Origin of the sequence: Mesorhizobium onobrychidis, assembly GCF_024707545.1 — a bacterium.
In the GTDB taxonomy this organism is placed as follows: Bacteria; Pseudomonadota; Alphaproteobacteria; order Rhizobiales; family Rhizobiaceae; genus Mesorhizobium; species Mesorhizobium onobrychidis.
Genome location: NZ_CP062229.1, coordinates 5,892,797 through 5,908,866, shown reverse-complemented (window position 1 = coordinate 5,908,866; position 16,070 = coordinate 5,892,797). Strand labels below are relative to the sequence as shown.

The window sequence follows — 16,070 nt, the reverse complement described above, 5'->3', positions numbered from 1 at the left end:
AATTATGCCGTCTCGGACGGCATTGAGAATTGGGTATTTTTCGGTGGCCGACCGCGCGGCCGTGATGGTGGCGCGAAGGACGGGGGAGTAATCAGGGCTTTCGAACGGACGTGTTCAGGCATCAATTCGGCATGCTGTCGCAGCCTGTAGCTTGATCCTTCGATCTGAACGACGACGGCATGATGCAAAAGCCTGTCGAGAAGCGCGGTAGCGACCACGGCGTCTCCAAAAACATCGCCCCACTCTGCAAAGCCGCGATTGGACGTCAAGATCATTGCCCCTTTCTCGTAGCGGGCGTTGACGAGCTGGAAGAACAGATTGCCGCCGCCGGCGATGACCGGGAGATAACCGATCTCGTCGACGATCAGCAGACTTGGCCTACAGAAGAAGCGGATGCGTTCTTGCAGCCGTCCCTCGCGCTCGGCCCTGGACAGCGCTGCAATGAGATCGGCCAAGGTGCAGAAGTAGACGCTCTTGCCCGCTTTGACAGCTTCGACGCCGAGCGCGATAGCCAGATGGCTTTTGCCAGTTCCTGGCGGCCCGAGGAAATGGGCGGCCTCGTGCCTTTCGACGAAACCCAGTTGCGCGAGCGTGAAGATCCGATCGCGATCGAGGGAGGGCTGGAAAGAGAAATCGAAGCCGGCGAGCGTTTTGATGGTTGCCAGCCGAGCCATCCTCAACGCCGTTTTTATGCGGCTGTTCTCGCGCAGGGTCAGCTCTTCGGAAAGGAGAATGTCGATCGCTTCGAGCGCCGACAGCTCGCCATGCTCCAGGCGGCGGACAATATGGTCGAGTGCTTCAAGGGCACGTGGCATCTTCAAGCCGACAAGGTCATGGCGAATGCGGTCGATCATCGACGGCACGGCATCGAGAGCGGCGCTCATGGGCGGTTCTCCTGGGCCATGGCTCTGGCAACGGCGTCGTAGAAGGCGAGCGGCCGCTGTGTGACCCGGTCTCCGGATCCATGAAGAATGATCTCGTCATTGTTGACGCGCGATCGCGATCGCGGCGGTGAGCGAAGGGTTCTGTGTCCTGGTTCGACGCGGCGCTGATGGCGACCTTCCAACACCGGATGCACAGCAATCAGCGCGCCGTCTTCGAAGATTCGAACCTCATTGGCCAAGGTGTGAACCTCGACGAGCCGCCTTCTGGTGGCGTCGGGCACGCTGTAGGCGTTTCCACCAACGCTCACCATGCCCTCTCGGGATATCCTGCGCTCAAGCCGCAGAACCGATCGGAACGGAGCCAGTGGCAAGGGACGCAGATGAAGGCGCTCTTCCGCGAAGGCCTCGACGACGACGCGCTGCGTTGTGGCGTGCACGCGCGGGTTGGCAACGACATCCAGCCATTGCCGCAGTTGGGTGTTAAGATCATCAAGGTTGCGAAACGAGCGCGCCAGGAAGAAGTCTTCACGAATATAGCGGAATGGTCGCTCGACCTTTCCCTTCGTCTTGGCCCGATATGGTTTGCAGGCCTTTGGATGAAAGCCGAAATGGCGGGCGAGATCGAGCAGAGCGCGGTTATAAACAATGCCGCCCGTTTCGCCTTCGCCGATGACGGCAGTCTTCATTCGGTCGTAAAGGATCTCGCGCGGAACGCCGCCGATCGCATCGAACGCCGCGGCGTGGCATCGCAGCACCGTCGGCAGATCCTGATGCATAGCAAAGCGCGCCCAGATGAGACGGCTATAGCCCAGCACCATAGAAAACAGCCAGACGATCCTGGGGGTTGCCGGCTCGTCGGTGAAGACGACATGGAATTGGGCGAAATCCACCTGGGCCTGTTCGCCGGGAGCTGTTTCGAACCGAACTTCAAAGCCGGGTTCTGAGGTCGGACGAACGTCTCTGAGAAAGTCCGTGACGGTAGTGTAGCCACCGGCGTACCCACGATCCTTCAGTTCTCGCAGGAGCCGCCGACCGCTAAGGCCGGGATAGGCAGCAACCCGTTCACGCAGATAGGCGGTGAATGGATCAATCACCGTCGCCCGCGGCTTCCTTGGTCCGTAGGCAGGGGCCTCAAGGCCACGCTTGATGTATTTGCGGATTGTCTTTCGATCGACACCGGTCTGCCTGGCGATCGCTGACACCGACAGCCCCTGCCGGTGCATATCCAAGATCATGACTATCTCCCCGAGTTTGATCACCGCCATTCCCCTCTCGACCATCGAGAGCAGTATCGGTGATGACGTGCCGCCGGTCCTCCGGGGCGCGCCCCGGAAGACCGGCGGCAACGCTAAACTGGGGAAGATTCAAACGGCACTTCTGGGGAGTATTGATCCGGTATCGACACCCGCCCTCAAATGCCGCTTGACGCCACCTTGTTTCACCAGTGGGTTTTTCCAGACGGGACTTTGTGGACGGACTTCTACCGCATCGGGGGAGCCTACCTGCTGCGTTTTCCCGAACTGGCGGATTTCCAGCTGAGCCAAGATGGCGGACAGATCCAAGCATGGCCGGTGCAGGGAGTCTCCGACGCGACCATTCAGCATCTTTATCTGAATCAGGTTTTGCCCTTGGCGCTCAGCAGACAGGGGAAGCTGGTTTTGCACGGCAGCGCGGTCGAAATCAGCGGCGAGGGCATCGCATTTATCGGCGGGTCAGGTCGAGGCAAGTCCACGCTGGCGGCAAGCTTCGCAACCGACGGGTTCCGCTTCCTGACGGATGATGGGCTGCTGTTAGAGCCTTGCGACGGTGGGTTTCGGATTATGCCGAGCCATCCTTCGATCCGCTTATGGGGAGACAGTGAGGAAGCCTTGGTCGGCAAGGATGGTGTACGGAAAGCGCCCCCGGTGCAGTTCACGTCGAAGGCTCGTCTTCTTGCGGGCGATGAGATCGTCTTCTGCGAGCAACCCCGGCGCTTACGCCGGGTGTATTTTCTTGGCGATGGTGTCCAGCAGGAAGCGGTGTTCGAGGGTATGACTGGGCGCGAAGCTCTGATGGAACTAGTGAAGCATTCTTTCTTACTCGAAATTGAGGCACACGAACTGCTTGCCGCCCATTTCGATGAATTATCCTGCCTGGCTGGGCAACCAATTTTTTACCGCCTGGATTATCCCCGACGCTTTGAAGACCTGTCGCGGGTCAGGCGGGCCATTGTGAGACACGCGTATAAGGTGAACCAGCATGAAGTTGACTGACAGAGTGGCGATTCCGGCGCAAGTGATGGCGCGACAGGTGGGCAAGGAGACGGTGATCCTGGATCTCGCCAGCGGAACGTATTTTGGGCTGGACCCGGTCGGGGCACGTATCTGGATACTGCTGTCCGAAGGAAAAACCGTAGGCGAAATCTGCGGAACTATGCTCGACGAGTACGAGGTCGAGCCTGCGCCCTTGGAGAAAGACGTATTCAGCTTGTTGCAAACGCTCGAACGCCAGGGGCTGGTCAAGATTGAAGAGGCATGAGTGTATAAATTCGTATTGTCCAGCAGCAGGCGCGCAATAGCCTGATCCGAAGCGCCGAGTGCAATTGAGCCAGCCTGGGTGACGGTGAGGCTGGACTTACTCGGCGCTTGTCATAATGCCCTCGTCCAGCTTGAACACCCGATCAGCCAGCGCCAGGCTCGCCGGTCGGTGGGTTATCAAAAGCACCGTCCTCTGTCGCAGCACATCCACGCATGCCTGCAAGAACTCGCGCTCCCCCTCTGGATCGAACATAGCGGTCGCTTCATCGAGTATCAGAATCGGCGGATCTTTCAGCAGCGCCCGAGCCAACGCCAACCGCTGCTGTTGCCCTCCGGACAGCCGCACGCCGCGATCGCCGATTGGCGTCTGGTAGCCCTGCGGCAGTTGCATGATGAAATCATGCGCGCGGGCCGACCGTGCTGCTGCCTCGACGTCATGCTGTGTGGGCTCAGGCCGCCCATATGCGATGTTGTCGCGGACGCTGGCGTTGAACAGTAACACGTGCTGAGGCACAACCCCTATCTGGCTGCGCAGGCTATGCAAGGAAACCGTGGAAATATCCACGCCGTCGATGAAGATGCTTCCCTTGGAAGGCTCATGCAATCGCATAAGCAAATGCGCCACCGTGCTCTTTCCTGCACCGTTGGGACCTATGATGGCTATTGTCTCGCCCGCGGCGACGGATAGATCGAGGCACCTCAATGCAGGCTCGCGCCCCGGGTAACTGAACGTGACACTGCGGAATTCGATGTTGCCGTTTATTTTTCCCATCTGCTTGCCCGCATGCCAGCTCGGCTCAGGCTCTTCGGCCAAGACTGTTGCGAGCCGGCTCAGCGCGCCGCGCGCGCGCTGGGTCTGTCCATAGACATCTGCGAGCCCGGCCATCGGCCGCGCCATTACCTGGGCGTAGAGGAGAAAACTCACCAATTGAGGCACGGTGAGAGCCCCATCGCCAATTTGCCCTTGGGCCAACCAAAGCATAAGAACGACCGCGGTCGCCGTCACAAACTGAACCCCCGGCCCCAATGCGGCATGGATGGCGCGCTCCTTGGCGCTCAGGCTGACGACGCGCTCGATTTGGCTCCGATAACGCTGCGATTCTTGCTGTTCGCGCGTGAAGGTCTTGATGGCGGGAAGCATGCTGAGGTTTTCCTCAGCAATGGCGATGGCAATGGCGTGCTCCTCCTGAAGTTGGAGAGCCAATGGCCGCATGCGTCGTCCGAAAATTTTAAGCAGTAGATAGAGCAATGGAATAATGATTGCGGCGAACATAGCGAGAAGAGAATCGATTCGGAACATTAAAGCCAATGCCCCGCTGACGGTGAAGAAGAGCGGCAAGGCAGCAAGTGCGGTGCCGCTGATGTAGTCGCTCACGACATACACATCATGAGTAAGTAACGCGAGCGTATCGCCGTGACGCCGCCGGTGGGAGAAAGCAAGCGGTAAGGCCTGAAGATGGTCGTAAACTCGGATTTTCAAGTCTGCCAGTATTCGTGTGGTCGTCCCACCAAGCAGGTATATATTGCTGAATTTTAAAACGGCCTGAACCGCAAACAGCGCCAATGCTCCTAGAAAAAGCACCTGGATATTGATCGTGCTGCTGCCTGCGCTTTCCTGGAGAAACGTTTCAGCAAGCCTGCCACCAAGCCAAGGCATAACCAACAAAGCAGCGCTTTCGCATAGCATCAATATCAGGCCAACGGCCAACGCCAGGCGATAAGGTGCCGCTAATGTCAGCAGCATGTTTGTCTCACTAATTTTCGACAATCTGTTCATAGTTCCAAAGAGATCGATCGAGGTGATCTGCTGGAGTGAGCACCAAGAGGCAGGCTGCATCCTCAACTGCGGTAGAATTTCTTACGATTTCGGAATCACGCGCCCGCAGAGAGACTCAACTATCCCGGCTGCGTAAATACTTCAAAGACCCGGCTAGGGCCCGGCGTAAGTAGAGCCAAGGCAGCCACGATAGGTTTGCCTGGCGATATTTTTGCCGCATGTGGATTGCCGGCGGGAAGAGGAGTTCGGCCAGAAAACCGGACCTGTTTCGCACGCCTGTCGCGGCCTGGAAGTCCATCCATATTCGGTACCACCTGGGTCCGCTGAGATAGCCCGACGCGGTTTCTGTCGGTCCAGGACGGGAAAGCGCGCCAGACACGGCTTCGGGTATAGTGGTATGAAAACGGGCTCGGGTCGCCTCGATGCCGTCCAGGCAGGTCGCCCGCAATCCTTTACGCTCGGCAAGTTCAACAAATTCATTGCGTTGCGACGGCGATAGCATCGAAAACAGAAGCTGAATGTCGTAAAACCAGATCAGTCGATCGCCGCCATAATGGGCCACGTCATCGACGTAATACAAAGCGTGCTTGTGGACCGCTCGATGCATGCAGGCGAGCACGAGCGCGTGCACTGGATCAGCTGCGAGGGCATTCGCGCTTAAGTTCGGCAGTGGCCGGGCCTCGGAACGCAATTCTTCATACGAGAACAGATTTGACAGGAGTGTGGAATTGGCGATCCGCCAATGCAAATCGAGCGTGTGTTGCTGATCGGAGGAGGGATCTGTCCAACTATAGCTCGTCTGACCGCTAATGACATCCGCTCTTATTCCCAGTTCACGAAACCCCAGGGCTTCTAGTGCTTTTGCCACCCGATCACGGCTGTCCGACGGCACGAGGAGGTCCGTGTCACCTCTTGTACGCAGGAAAGGCGCCGGATAGACATCGTAGGCTAGGGCCGTGCCTTTGAACAGAATTGGATGGATGCCAATAGCCACGAGCCGCTCCAGTACTTGATTCAGCAAATACTGGTGGCGCATCTCCCACAATGCTTGAGCGGTGGCCTGCTGACGACAAGTAGCTAGGATAACTTCCGGCCAACCCAGATCACCGCGTTCGCGATCTGCAATACAATGATGAAGCAGCGCCTGTACCCCGTGATAAGCACTTCGCTCGATGAAGCGGTCCACGAAATTATTGTCGCCGTATTCCGGCCAATTCGGATTTTCGCGACGTAAGGTGGCGCAAAGCAGCTCGTCAATTCCCTGCATGACTAGAATTCCGTTGCAGAGATCCAACCACGCCCTCGGGACCCGGCGCTCTGGCAGATTGTTGTCATTCGTTCGGGCCTGGCCGTCTGTTCGCTGCTGCGTTCACCGCAAGCTTTGACATCGTCTGATGGGCATTGGGGACGAGGCTGTCAAGCTGGCAGCGGCGTAGCGTGCCGCGAGAGCGCTGTCGCATTTAACTTGCTCAACTGTCGCATTACACATGTGTCCGGAACAGACACTGTGAGCGATGGCTGGGGCGCCTGGAAGCTTTTCGAACTTTCTGGATCGCGCCTCAGCCCGAATTGCGTGTGCTTATGGGACAAATTCGGACACTAGAGTCGGTTTTAGGAAAAATTTGAGGAGGCATCAACTTTCTGGTGCGCGTGCTCATCCCGGTCAGACGGACAATCCTAGATAATCAAAGCCGGATCAAATGGGCATTTTGTCAGGTTTTCAAAACCGCTGTCCGTGATCAAAACCTGCTCTTCGAGCTTTACGCCTTCACGGCCACCAACGGCACCGATATAGGCCTCAACGCACAACGTCATCCCCGGCTCGAGAGCATAGTCGAATGCTCCCGGGATAAAGTCTTCGGGATAGAGGATCGCGGGATATTCGTCGCATAGACCGATGCCATGCATCATGACGCCATATCGCTGATCCACGAACTCGGCAGGGAGCTTGTGGCCGCGCTCGGTTAGTTCGTTGAATGATACTCCAGCTTTGAGCATGGCCATGTTGGTCATCACGTGCTCGTAGGCGATGGCGTGTAGCTTTCGCTGTTCGTCGGTTGGCCTGCCGTCGCCGCAATACCAAGTGCGCGAAAAATCCGCACACATGCCATAAGGCCCGACCATGTCGGTGTCGAAGGCGACCAGATCCCCTGGCATTATGCGTCGAGGGCCGGCTTCTTGCATCCACGGGTTTGTGCGTGGGCCGGAAGTCAAAATGCGCGTTTCGATCCACTCGCCGCCGCGGGCGATGTTTTCGGCATGAAGAACCGACCACAATTCTGTTTCGGCTATGCCTGGCCGCAAACGCTCGCGCATCTTGCCAACGGCGATTTCGCATGTGGCTAGCGAGCAGCGCATCGCGTTGATCTCGTCGATACCCTTGATGGCCCTCGCATGCTCCATGAGTTGCATGCCGTTGCAGACCTCGATGCCGACTGGTTCCATCGCGCGCAGGCCGGGAATTTCGATTTTGTCGACGGCAAGACGTCGGTTCTTGCCGGCACAGCGTCGCATTAATTCATCGATCTGCCCCGCGAATTGTTTGGCGATTGGTTCCTCTGCATCGCCGGCAACGAAATAGTAGAAGCCCGCCCCACCGTCTCGGATTTCGTTGATGAGCGGCAGGTAAGTCGAAAGATGACTGCAGCGGTGAAAGTCCCAGAGAACGACATACCCATCCGCTGACACGAACACGGCTCGCGACGGATTGTGCATGGTCCAGATATGCATGTTCGAGGAGTCGGTCGCGTATCGAATGTTCAGCGGATCGAAACAAAGCACGCCGGCGTAATCCCGTTGGCGCAGCTGTTGCACGATGCGGTTTAGCCGGGTTTTCCTCATCCGTTCCACGTTAGGGGCAGTGAGTCCTAGCTGCTCCCATTCAGCAAAAGCTACATCAGTCGGGCCGATTTCCACCCGATCGTTGTTGTCGATGGTCCCGTCCGCCTTCAGTGCCGTTGCGCCTCGCTTAGGATCAATCTTGTGATTCACGATCGAAAACGAAGACATCATGATGTTTCCAACTGCCGAATATGCGTGTCGGTGGTCCTACCGCGTTCACTGTCACCCCTGAAGATCAGGATCGACAAGCGCTCGGATTCGCACCGAACGTTTGCCGGAAGCACTTCGAGAAATGTGATGCCGATGCGAAACCACATGCGATTGCGATCTCGACCACGGGCAATTCTGTCTGTTCAATGAGGCGCTTGGCGCGGCTAAGTCTCAAATGCAGGTAGAATCGCATGGGAGACGAGGCAATCGACCGCTGGAAAAGCCGTTCGATTTGACGCTGTGAGCGGCCGACGCATTTTGCGATGTAGCGGAGCGGCAGTGGGTCCTCAATGTGCTCCTCCATGATTCGAATCACGTCTGCTAGCGCCTTGCAGATGCCGGTTTCACCAGCATTGACAGTCCATTGTCTGTCCGAAGCAGGGCGCCAATGCCCGGCTGTCGTATGTCGGCAGACAGCTAAAGCGATGTCTCTGCCAAGGCGCTCACTGATCAGCTCCATAACGAGGTCGAAGGACGCGAATTCTCCCGCGCAAGTCAGGAGGTGAGGATCGCGAACGAACAGTTGGTCGGTAACCTGGAGGCGGCCAAACTTTTCAGACAGGGCGGCACGCTTGTCCCAATGGATTGTGCATGCCGTATCGTCGAGCAACCCGCTTTCCGCCAGCAGCCATGTCGCGGTACCCAACGCCGCGATTGGAACCCCGTGCCGCTTGCAAAGCCGAAGAATTTTCGTGAGGGAAGTCGACATCTGCTTTTGGACCCATTCGCCCGCGCAGACGATGACCATGCTTGGTCCCTTGCCGGACTGAATGCATTCTCCAGTGCCGGAAAAATTACTGCCGACCGAAAGGATGAACCCGCTGGCGCATTCAACCGGCTGGCCATCCGGGCTCGCAATCGTCCACTCGAAGGAGGATCGGCCGGAGATGGAATTCGCAAGGCGAAGGGGCTCCACGAAGGATGAAAGGCCGAGCTGGGAAAATCCCGGAAGTGCAAGAATAACCAGTCGGTACACGTCTTGGGTGTCGATCACCTGCCGGTTGGGATTCCATCCCACAATCCGCGAACGGTCTCCTGCTGAAAATGGCGCATTCATAAGGTCATACATCCTCGTTGATGGTGATCAACATGGGCGGTCGCGTTGGCACCAGCGTCTTGCAGGATGGACGCTGCCGACATCAACTGCGCGTGTTGTGCTTGCGCTTCATGAAGTCCTTGGCAGTCTCGACCGCTACCGCAGCGTCGCGGCAATAGGCGTCGGCGCCGACGGCCTTGCCGAACTCCTCATTGAGAGGCGCACCGCCGACCAGCACGACATAGTCGTCGCGAATGCCCTTTTCCTTCATCGTATCGATGACGACCTTCATGTAGGGCATGGTGGTGGTGAGCAGCGCCGACATGCCGACGATGTCTGGCTTATGCTCCTCAATCGCTGCCATATATTTCTCGACCGCATTGTTGATGCCGAGATCGATGACGTCGAAGCCCGCGCCTTCCATCATCATGCCGACAAGGTTCTTGCCGATGTCGTGGATGTCGCCCTTGACGGTGCCGATAACCATCTTGCCCTGCTTCGGCGCGCCGGTGGCGATGAGCAGCGGTCGCAGGATGAACATGCCGGCCTTCATCGCGTTGGCCGAGAGCAGCACTTCCGGCACGAACAGGATGCCGTCGCGAAAATCCTCGCCGACGATGCGCATTCCTTCAACCAGAGCCTCGGTGAGCACGGTGTAGGGCTGCCAGCCGCGCTCCAGGAGGATGTTGGTGCCGCTCTCGATCTCTTCTTTCAACCCGTCATAAAGGTCGTCGTGCATCTGCTGCACGAGTTCGTCGTCGGAAAGCTCGGAAAGGATGATCTCGTCGTCGGCCATGTCGGGTCGCCTCGTGCATAATTCAAAGGAGGTCGGTACCCCACGATCGATGGGGCACCGACCAGGCTTCCGGTTGGAGCCTTGGGAGTGGACTAGGCTGACAGCCAGACTTTCTGCAAATCCATCTGGAAAGTCTGGTGGATTGCATAGCTCTGAACTTTTTTGTTCATGTGACCAAAGAGACTTTGCCAGAACGGCTGGATGATAACCCCGGAGTCCTGCAGCACGTCTTCGATGTCCTTCATCAACTCCTTGCGCTTGGCGGCGTCGATGACCGAGAACGCCTTCTTGAGTTTGGCGTCGAAGTCGGGGTTTGCGTAAGCAGTCTCATTCCAAGCCTCGCCAGTGCGATAAGCCAGCGCAAGGACCTGAACCCCGAGCGGCCGCATATACCAAACGGTCAGTGAATAGGGATACTTCGCCCAGTCGTTCCAGAAAGTCGAACCCGGAAGCACCGTACGCTTGACCTTGAAGCCGGCCTCTCGTAGCTGCGCCGCAATGGCATCACCGGTGTTCTTCTGCCAGTCTTCGTCGATCGAAATCAGCTCATGCTCGAAGTCGGCATGTCCGGATTGAGCAACGAGTTTCTTCGCGCCCTCGACGTCCCGGTTCTTTTTGGGAAGGGCATAATATTCCGGGTGGATCGGGCTGACGTGATGGTTTTCGCCGACCGTTCCCCGTCCTGCATAGCCGAGTTGAAGAATGGCGTTGTTATCGACCGCCATCTGCAGCGCGTTACGGACCTTCTTGTCGTCATAGGGTTTGTTGGTCGTGTTGGTGCGGCACACCAGCGTCGTTGCGGTTGCGACCTCCGATTTGGCCACGTCCATCTTGTCCAGAATGTCGATGAAGTCCGCCGGTGTCTCCATATTGACGTCGATCTCACCGGAGTCGAAAGCAGCCACTGTCGCCTGGAAGTCGGTTCCGTAGTCGATAAACTGCACGCCATCGAGCAGAGTTTCGCCGCCCCACCATTTGCCATTCTCTCGGCGTTTGACTTCAGCCTTGCTGCCGACCGAGTAGGATACCAGTTCGAATGCCCCGGTTCCGATCGGCTTTGCCACGGGGTCGGCGCCGCCGGCATCGAAACTGCGATGGACGATCAGTCCGGGATAGTCGGTGAAATTCGCGATGATGGCGATGTCCGGGTCGCTTAGCTTGAGCTTGACGGTATGGTCATCGACCTTGACGATCGCCCCATCTCTCGCCTTGCCGGTCTTGGCATCGATCAGCCCCCCGACGCGCGCGGCCATCGAATTACCGGAGACGCCCTTCTCGCACCAGCGGGTTATGTTGAGGACCACGTCATCGGCGTCGAAAGCATCGCCATTGTTCCAAGTCACACCCTTTCGGACATGGAAGACATATTCGGTGGCATCCTCATTGACCTCCCAGCTTTCCAGCAGGACTGGTTCAAATGTGAATTCGTGTGTGTAGCGAACCAGCGGCTCCAGCCAGCAGCGAGAAATGTTGGCCAGTTCCACCCAGTCATAGGTACGTGGGTCTTTCTGCGCCTTGACGGGCATGGACACGCGCAGGGTTCCGCCCTTCTTCGGCTCAGCGGCGTGTGCGGGCTGGGGCAATGCTACGCCGATCAAGCCGTAGGCCATCGCGGCCGAGGCGCCGAACGTGCTTGCAAGCGCGAGAAACTCGCGCCGGTCCATTTGTCCTGCTTTGACGTCGCTCGCCATCTTTTCGATGGCAGCCGGAACGCGATTTCCATTGCTTCTGAAAAGTCCCATTTTCTTCTCCTTGTTGGTGTTCCCGGATATTGATCGCATGGGTTCGTGCGCGGACCCTTAGGCAAGGCTTGGCGAAATTTCCTCCTGGCGTTGCGCCACGAATGCATCGAGTTCCTCGCGCACGGCTGGATCCATCGGCGGCTGCTCGTAACTCGCGATGATCGATTTCGCCTTCTCACGGCAGCGCTGCGCCATATCCTTGGAGCCTTTGACCTTCCACTGCTCGTAGCTGAGGTAATCGAGGATCTCCGGCGCGAAGAATGCGTCCTTGAAGCGCCTGAGCGTGAAGGAATCTCCGAGATAGTGGCCGCCGGGGCCGATGCGCCGCACGGCCTTGAGAGCGTCGTCGAAATGCTCGAACGAAATGCCCTGCGCGTATTTTTCGATCAGCAGGTTCTGTTCAGCATCGGCGACAAACTTCGCCATGCAGCATACGAGGCCAGCCTCATCCCAGCCGCCCGCATGCATCATCAGGTTCGCGCATGCGCTCGCTCCCGACATGTAAGCGATCGCCGACTCGTATCCGGACTGAGCATCAAAGGTCTTGGCGGACGACTGGGATGCAGTCGTTCGCCACGGCAAGCCATACCGCCTTGCCAGTTGGCCGATGACGGCATTGATCAGAGTGACTTCGGGCATGCCGGACATCGGAGCGCCGCTGCGCATCGACACCGAGACCGAATATTGCCCATAGATCATTTTGGCGCCGGGCCTGACCAGCTGGGTGTAGGCGAGCGCTGCGAGCGCCTCGGCGTTCAACTGCGCGATTGTGGCCGGGATGTCGGCGGGAGTGTTTGCGGCGCCGAGCACAAAAGGCGACAGCAGGACGACCTGGTTCGCCTCGACGAAAGCGCGGAGCCCTTCCAGCATGGTCGAATCCCAGACCAGCGGCGAGTTTCCCGACACGTGACCGAGCATCACCGCGTTCTGATCCATAAAGGCCTTGCCGTGGACGATCTGCCCCATGGCGATCGAGTCCTCGGCTCGCTGCTTCCCGGTCGTCAGACCGAAGAAGGGCATGTTCGTCTCCACCAGGCTCGAATGGTTGATGTGCAGATGGCGCCATGGAACAGCGATGTCGGTCGGTTCACAGGTGAACCCGCCGGCGATATGGAACCCGGGGAGCATCTGGGTCAGCCGGTTCATGTTCCGCAGATCCTCGATCGTGGATGCGCGTCGCACACCCTGAAGGTCCCGGACGTTTGGCGCGCCTTGCATGGCGCTGAAAGTCATTGTGTTTGGCGCGATCTCGAAACGCTGTAACGGATCGCGAGATGTCATCTCAAAGCGGGATGGGGCCTTCGAGATGAGATGCATCAGCATCTCGCCGTCGAGGCGCACACGTTGGCCTTGGACATCGGCGCCTGCCTCCTTCCATTGCCGGATCGCCGTCTCATCACGGAATTCGATTCCGATCTCGCGCAGGATCGCCAACGAAGCCTGGTGAATGCGCTCAAGCTGCTCAGCGGTGACGGCCTCCACAGGTCGAATGCCGTACTTGATTGTCGAGACGCGAGGCCTCTTCTCGGATTCCCGGGCAGCTACGACCGACGCGCGTCCTCCGCGGCGCCGGATTACGGGAGAATCAGAGTCCATCATCGCGTTTTCCCAGAGGGGCGCTAAGGTCCCCGTCAACAGAACTTTCTTCGGTCCGCGTACGGAACGCGGCCCTGCTCATTGACGTTGATAATAGGGGCCAACGATCATCCTGAGAATTCGCAAAAGGTTTCGCTGGTGTTAAACTCAGTTTATGCCTGGGTCGACAGCGCAGGCAGTTGCTACCTGGTAAGGACAGCCCGAAAAGCGGCGCGGAGGGTGGGTATGAGAACCGAGGGAGCGTTGACCGGTAGCCGTCTAGTCTAAGGGCGTAATTCCTTTGACTGAGCGAGGAACCAGTCCACCAGAACCTTGCACCTCTTGTTTTTGCCTGCGTCATCATTGGACAAGAGGAAGAAGGCGCGGTCGGTCTTGATCTCAGTCGCGATGGGCCGAACCAGCAGGCGGTTGTTAAGCAGGTGTTGGGCGGTGAGGGACCATCCCAGCGAGATTCCTTCGCCTGCAAGAGCTGCCTGGAGCGCCAGCTGATAGTCGTTGAATACAATGTTCGGTTTGGTCTCGCTGGCATCTCCGCCTGCAAGCTCGACCCATTCGGGCCAGCTCATTCGCTTGCGAAAGGCATCGGACGAATGAATGAGCTGATGTCGAACCAGCTCATCGACGCTCTTTGGAGCGGGGTGCGCCAGAAGATATGCTGGGGAGCAGACGGGGAAAATGATCTCGTCGCATACGAACCAGCTGTTGACCCTATCAAAATCCCGTGGCCGCACCCATACGGTGACGTCTACTTCGTGATCGGGCTCGATGTCCCGATCGGTGCCGACCACCTTGATCTTAACGTCCGGATGCTCTTCCTGGAAATGATAGAGCTGAGGCGCAAGCCAATGTGCCGCGAGGGATGTCGACGCAGCAAAAGTGACGTACTTCGTTCCGCGATCGGAAATGGTTTCAAGCCGCTGTTCCAGACGGCGGAAGCTAGTGCGCACCTCATCGTAGAGCTGCCTGCCAGCCTCCGTCAGCTGCACTCCTCGATTGTCACGAGCAAAGAGCGCGGTCCCGCAATGCTTCTCGAACATCTTGATCGAGTGCGAGACACTCGGTTGCGTCACGCTGAGCTCGCTGGCTGCGCTTTTGAAACTTTGGGTTCGGGCAGCCGCTTCGAAGACAAAAAGCGAATGCGTCGAGGGCACTAGGCTGCGAAGCTTTGACATGAAGCAGATCTATATCAGACGCTATCTTTTCCGTCTACGAGACACCCGCCAACTGGTCTATTCAAACAGGAAACCCAACGCGACCGCGGATCGTAGCCAAGCATCATCACCGGCCGCCTTAACTCAGCGAGTTGGCAGTGAATTCGTTCAACCAAACAACGACCAAAGAGCGCAAAGTCGTTCAGCCGCCCCACCCCGAACCGACTATGTCCGGCTGGTACACTACGGCAGGGCCGGAGTTGGCGCTGGTGCCGCAAGAAGGCGACGTCGCCTGTGACTGCCTGGTGATTGGCGGCGGCTGGATGGGGCTGCACGCGGCCCGTCGATTTGCCGAACTCAACCCGCAGTCTTCGGTTGTCCTCGTAGACGCCGGCCGCATTGGGAACAATGCATCCGGACGGTGCATGGGTTTCGTCATCGATCTCGCGCACAATCCTCGGAAGCGCGATTTCGTCGAAGACATCAAGGGGAATAAGGAAGAGCTGTTCGTTAACCTGGACGGCATCGCCTACATCCGAAGCGCCGTCGAGGAGTATGGGGTCGATTGCGACTGGGACGCGCAGGGAAAATACCACAGCGCGGCCACCGCTCACGGGGTGGAGGACCTGCACCGCTTTTCGGAGGCGCTGGATAAGCTTGGGCAGAATTACAGCTGGGTCGAGACCCCCGAAATCCAGGCGATCACCGGCAGCAAACACTACATCAAAGCCTTGCATCATCCCGGCACCGTATTGGTCCAGCCTGCGAAGTATCTCAAGAACGCGACAAGAAGCCTGCCCGCGAACGTCACCGTTCACGAAAACACCCCCATTGTGGCGGTGCAGTTCGGTGCGCCGAAGCACATCTGCGAGACGCCCGCCGGAACAATCAGGGCTTCGAAGGTCATCATCTGCGCGTCAGGCTATCTGACGAAGTTTGGCTTCTTCGACAACCGCGCCATCCCCCTGTACACATTTGCGAGCATGACACGACAGCTCACCGAGCACGAGCTTTCGTGGGTGGGAAACAAGAAAGCCTACGGACTTATTCCCGCCAACAGCTTCGGCACGACGGTTCGTCGCACGATCGACAACCGGCTGTTCGTTCGCAACGTCTATTCCTATGCGACTGACTTCAAGACCACCACGCAGGACGTGATGAGGGCTCGGGTGCAGCAGCAGATCGCGTTCGATCGGCGGTGGCCGGAGCTCTCGTCGATCGGCTTCGAGGCCAGCTGGGGCGGCCTTCTCACGCTCGCGCAAAATGGCGGAATGGTCTTCGGCGAGTTGGCGGAGAAGGTCTACGGCGCCGCATTCTGCAACGGAACAGGCGTCGCGCGAGGAGCAGCCTTCGGCAAGGCCGTGGCCGATCTGGCGTCAGGGCGATCATCGCCGGTGGTCGACATACTGAAGACGCGAGCAAGTCCCAGCAAGCCTTATCCCAAGCCTGTCACAGCGATGGGCGTTCGCATCGTAACCGCGGTCCGTTTCCGACAGGCCGGCGCTGAAGTCTAGATACAAC

Annotated in this window: 13 protein-coding genes; 3 read left to right on the top strand and 10 right to left on the bottom strand. The window is 58.1% G+C overall.

Annotated features, from left to right (window positions below):
• Positions 1-2: 2 nt before the first annotated feature.
• Entirely contained in the window at positions 3-884 is an 882-nt protein-coding gene (gene istB / locus IHQ72_RS29175) for an IS21-like element helper ATPase IstB (protein ID WP_258118938.1), read from the bottom strand.
• Positions 881-2,143 (bottom strand): IS21 family transposase, encoded by a 1,263-nt coding sequence (istA, locus tag IHQ72_RS29170; RefSeq protein ID WP_258123774.1) that lies wholly within the window; start codon positions 2,141-2,143, stop codon positions 881-883. The genes istB and istA overlap by 4 nt, the downstream gene beginning before the upstream one ends.
• A gap of 156 nt (positions 2,144-2,299) precedes the next feature.
• Here istA and IHQ72_RS29165 point away from each other — a divergent pair, with 156 nt between their 5' ends.
• On the top strand, positions 2,300-3,136 hold the full coding sequence (locus tag IHQ72_RS29165; protein WP_258118937.1) for a hypothetical protein: 837 nt from the start codon (positions 2,300-2,302) through the stop codon (positions 3,134-3,136).
• Positions 3,123-3,401, top strand: coding sequence for a PqqD family protein (locus tag IHQ72_RS29160; RefSeq protein ID WP_258118935.1), 279 nt, complete (start codon positions 3,123-3,125; stop codon positions 3,399-3,401). The genes IHQ72_RS29165 and IHQ72_RS29160 overlap by 14 nt, the downstream gene beginning before the upstream one ends.
• 96 nt (positions 3,402-3,497) lie before the next feature.
• On the opposite strand, the gene IHQ72_RS29155 is transcribed toward IHQ72_RS29160, so the two are convergent.
• The 8 genes from IHQ72_RS29155 to IHQ72_RS29120 form a co-directional block, all read right to left on the bottom strand.
• The gene (locus IHQ72_RS29155; RefSeq protein WP_258118933.1) at positions 3,498-5,144 is read right to left on the bottom strand and encodes an ABC transporter ATP-binding protein; all 1,647 of its coding nucleotides are present in this window, start codon (positions 5,142-5,144) and stop codon (positions 3,498-3,500) included.
• Positions 5,145-5,292: 148 nt separating this feature from the next.
• Positions 5,293-6,444, bottom strand: coding sequence for a nucleotidyltransferase family protein (locus tag IHQ72_RS29150; protein WP_258118932.1), 1,152 nt, complete (start codon positions 6,442-6,444; stop codon positions 5,293-5,295).
• Positions 6,445-6,854: 410 nt separating this feature from the next.
• Positions 6,855-8,189 (bottom strand): dimethylsulfonioproprionate lyase DddP, encoded by a 1,335-nt coding sequence (dddP, locus tag IHQ72_RS29145; protein WP_258118931.1) that lies wholly within the window; start codon positions 8,187-8,189, stop codon positions 6,855-6,857.
• 64 nt (positions 8,190-8,253) lie between these two features.
• Positions 8,254-9,285, bottom strand: a complete 1,032-nt coding sequence (locus IHQ72_RS29140; protein ID WP_258118930.1) for a GlxA family transcriptional regulator — start codon at positions 9,283-9,285, stop codon at positions 8,254-8,256.
• An 82-nt stretch (positions 9,286-9,367) separates the two neighbouring features.
• A complete protein-coding gene (locus IHQ72_RS29135) occupies positions 9,368-10,060 on the bottom strand; it encodes a cobalamin B12-binding domain-containing protein (protein ID WP_258118929.1) in 693 nt (230 codons plus the stop codon).
• 92 nt (positions 10,061-10,152) lie between these two features.
• Positions 10,153-11,802: an ABC transporter substrate-binding protein gene (locus tag IHQ72_RS29130; protein ID WP_258118928.1), complete on the bottom strand. Its 1,650-nt coding sequence runs from the start codon at positions 11,800-11,802 to the stop codon at positions 10,153-10,155.
• A 57-nt stretch (positions 11,803-11,859) separates the two neighbouring features.
• A complete protein-coding gene (locus IHQ72_RS29125) occupies positions 11,860-13,398 on the bottom strand; it encodes a trimethylamine methyltransferase family protein (protein WP_258123972.1) in 1,539 nt (512 codons plus the stop codon).
• 263 nt (positions 13,399-13,661) lie between these two features.
• Positions 13,662-14,570, bottom strand: a complete 909-nt coding sequence (locus IHQ72_RS29120) for a LysR substrate-binding domain-containing protein (protein WP_125007026.1) — start codon at positions 14,568-14,570, stop codon at positions 13,662-13,664.
• A gap of 248 nt (positions 14,571-14,818) precedes the next feature.
• Between IHQ72_RS29120 and IHQ72_RS29115 the strand changes: the two genes are divergently transcribed.
• A complete protein-coding gene (locus tag IHQ72_RS29115) occupies positions 14,819-16,063 on the top strand; it encodes an NAD(P)/FAD-dependent oxidoreductase (protein WP_258123971.1) in 1,245 nt (414 codons plus the stop codon).
• Positions 16,064-16,070 lie beyond the last annotated feature (7 nt).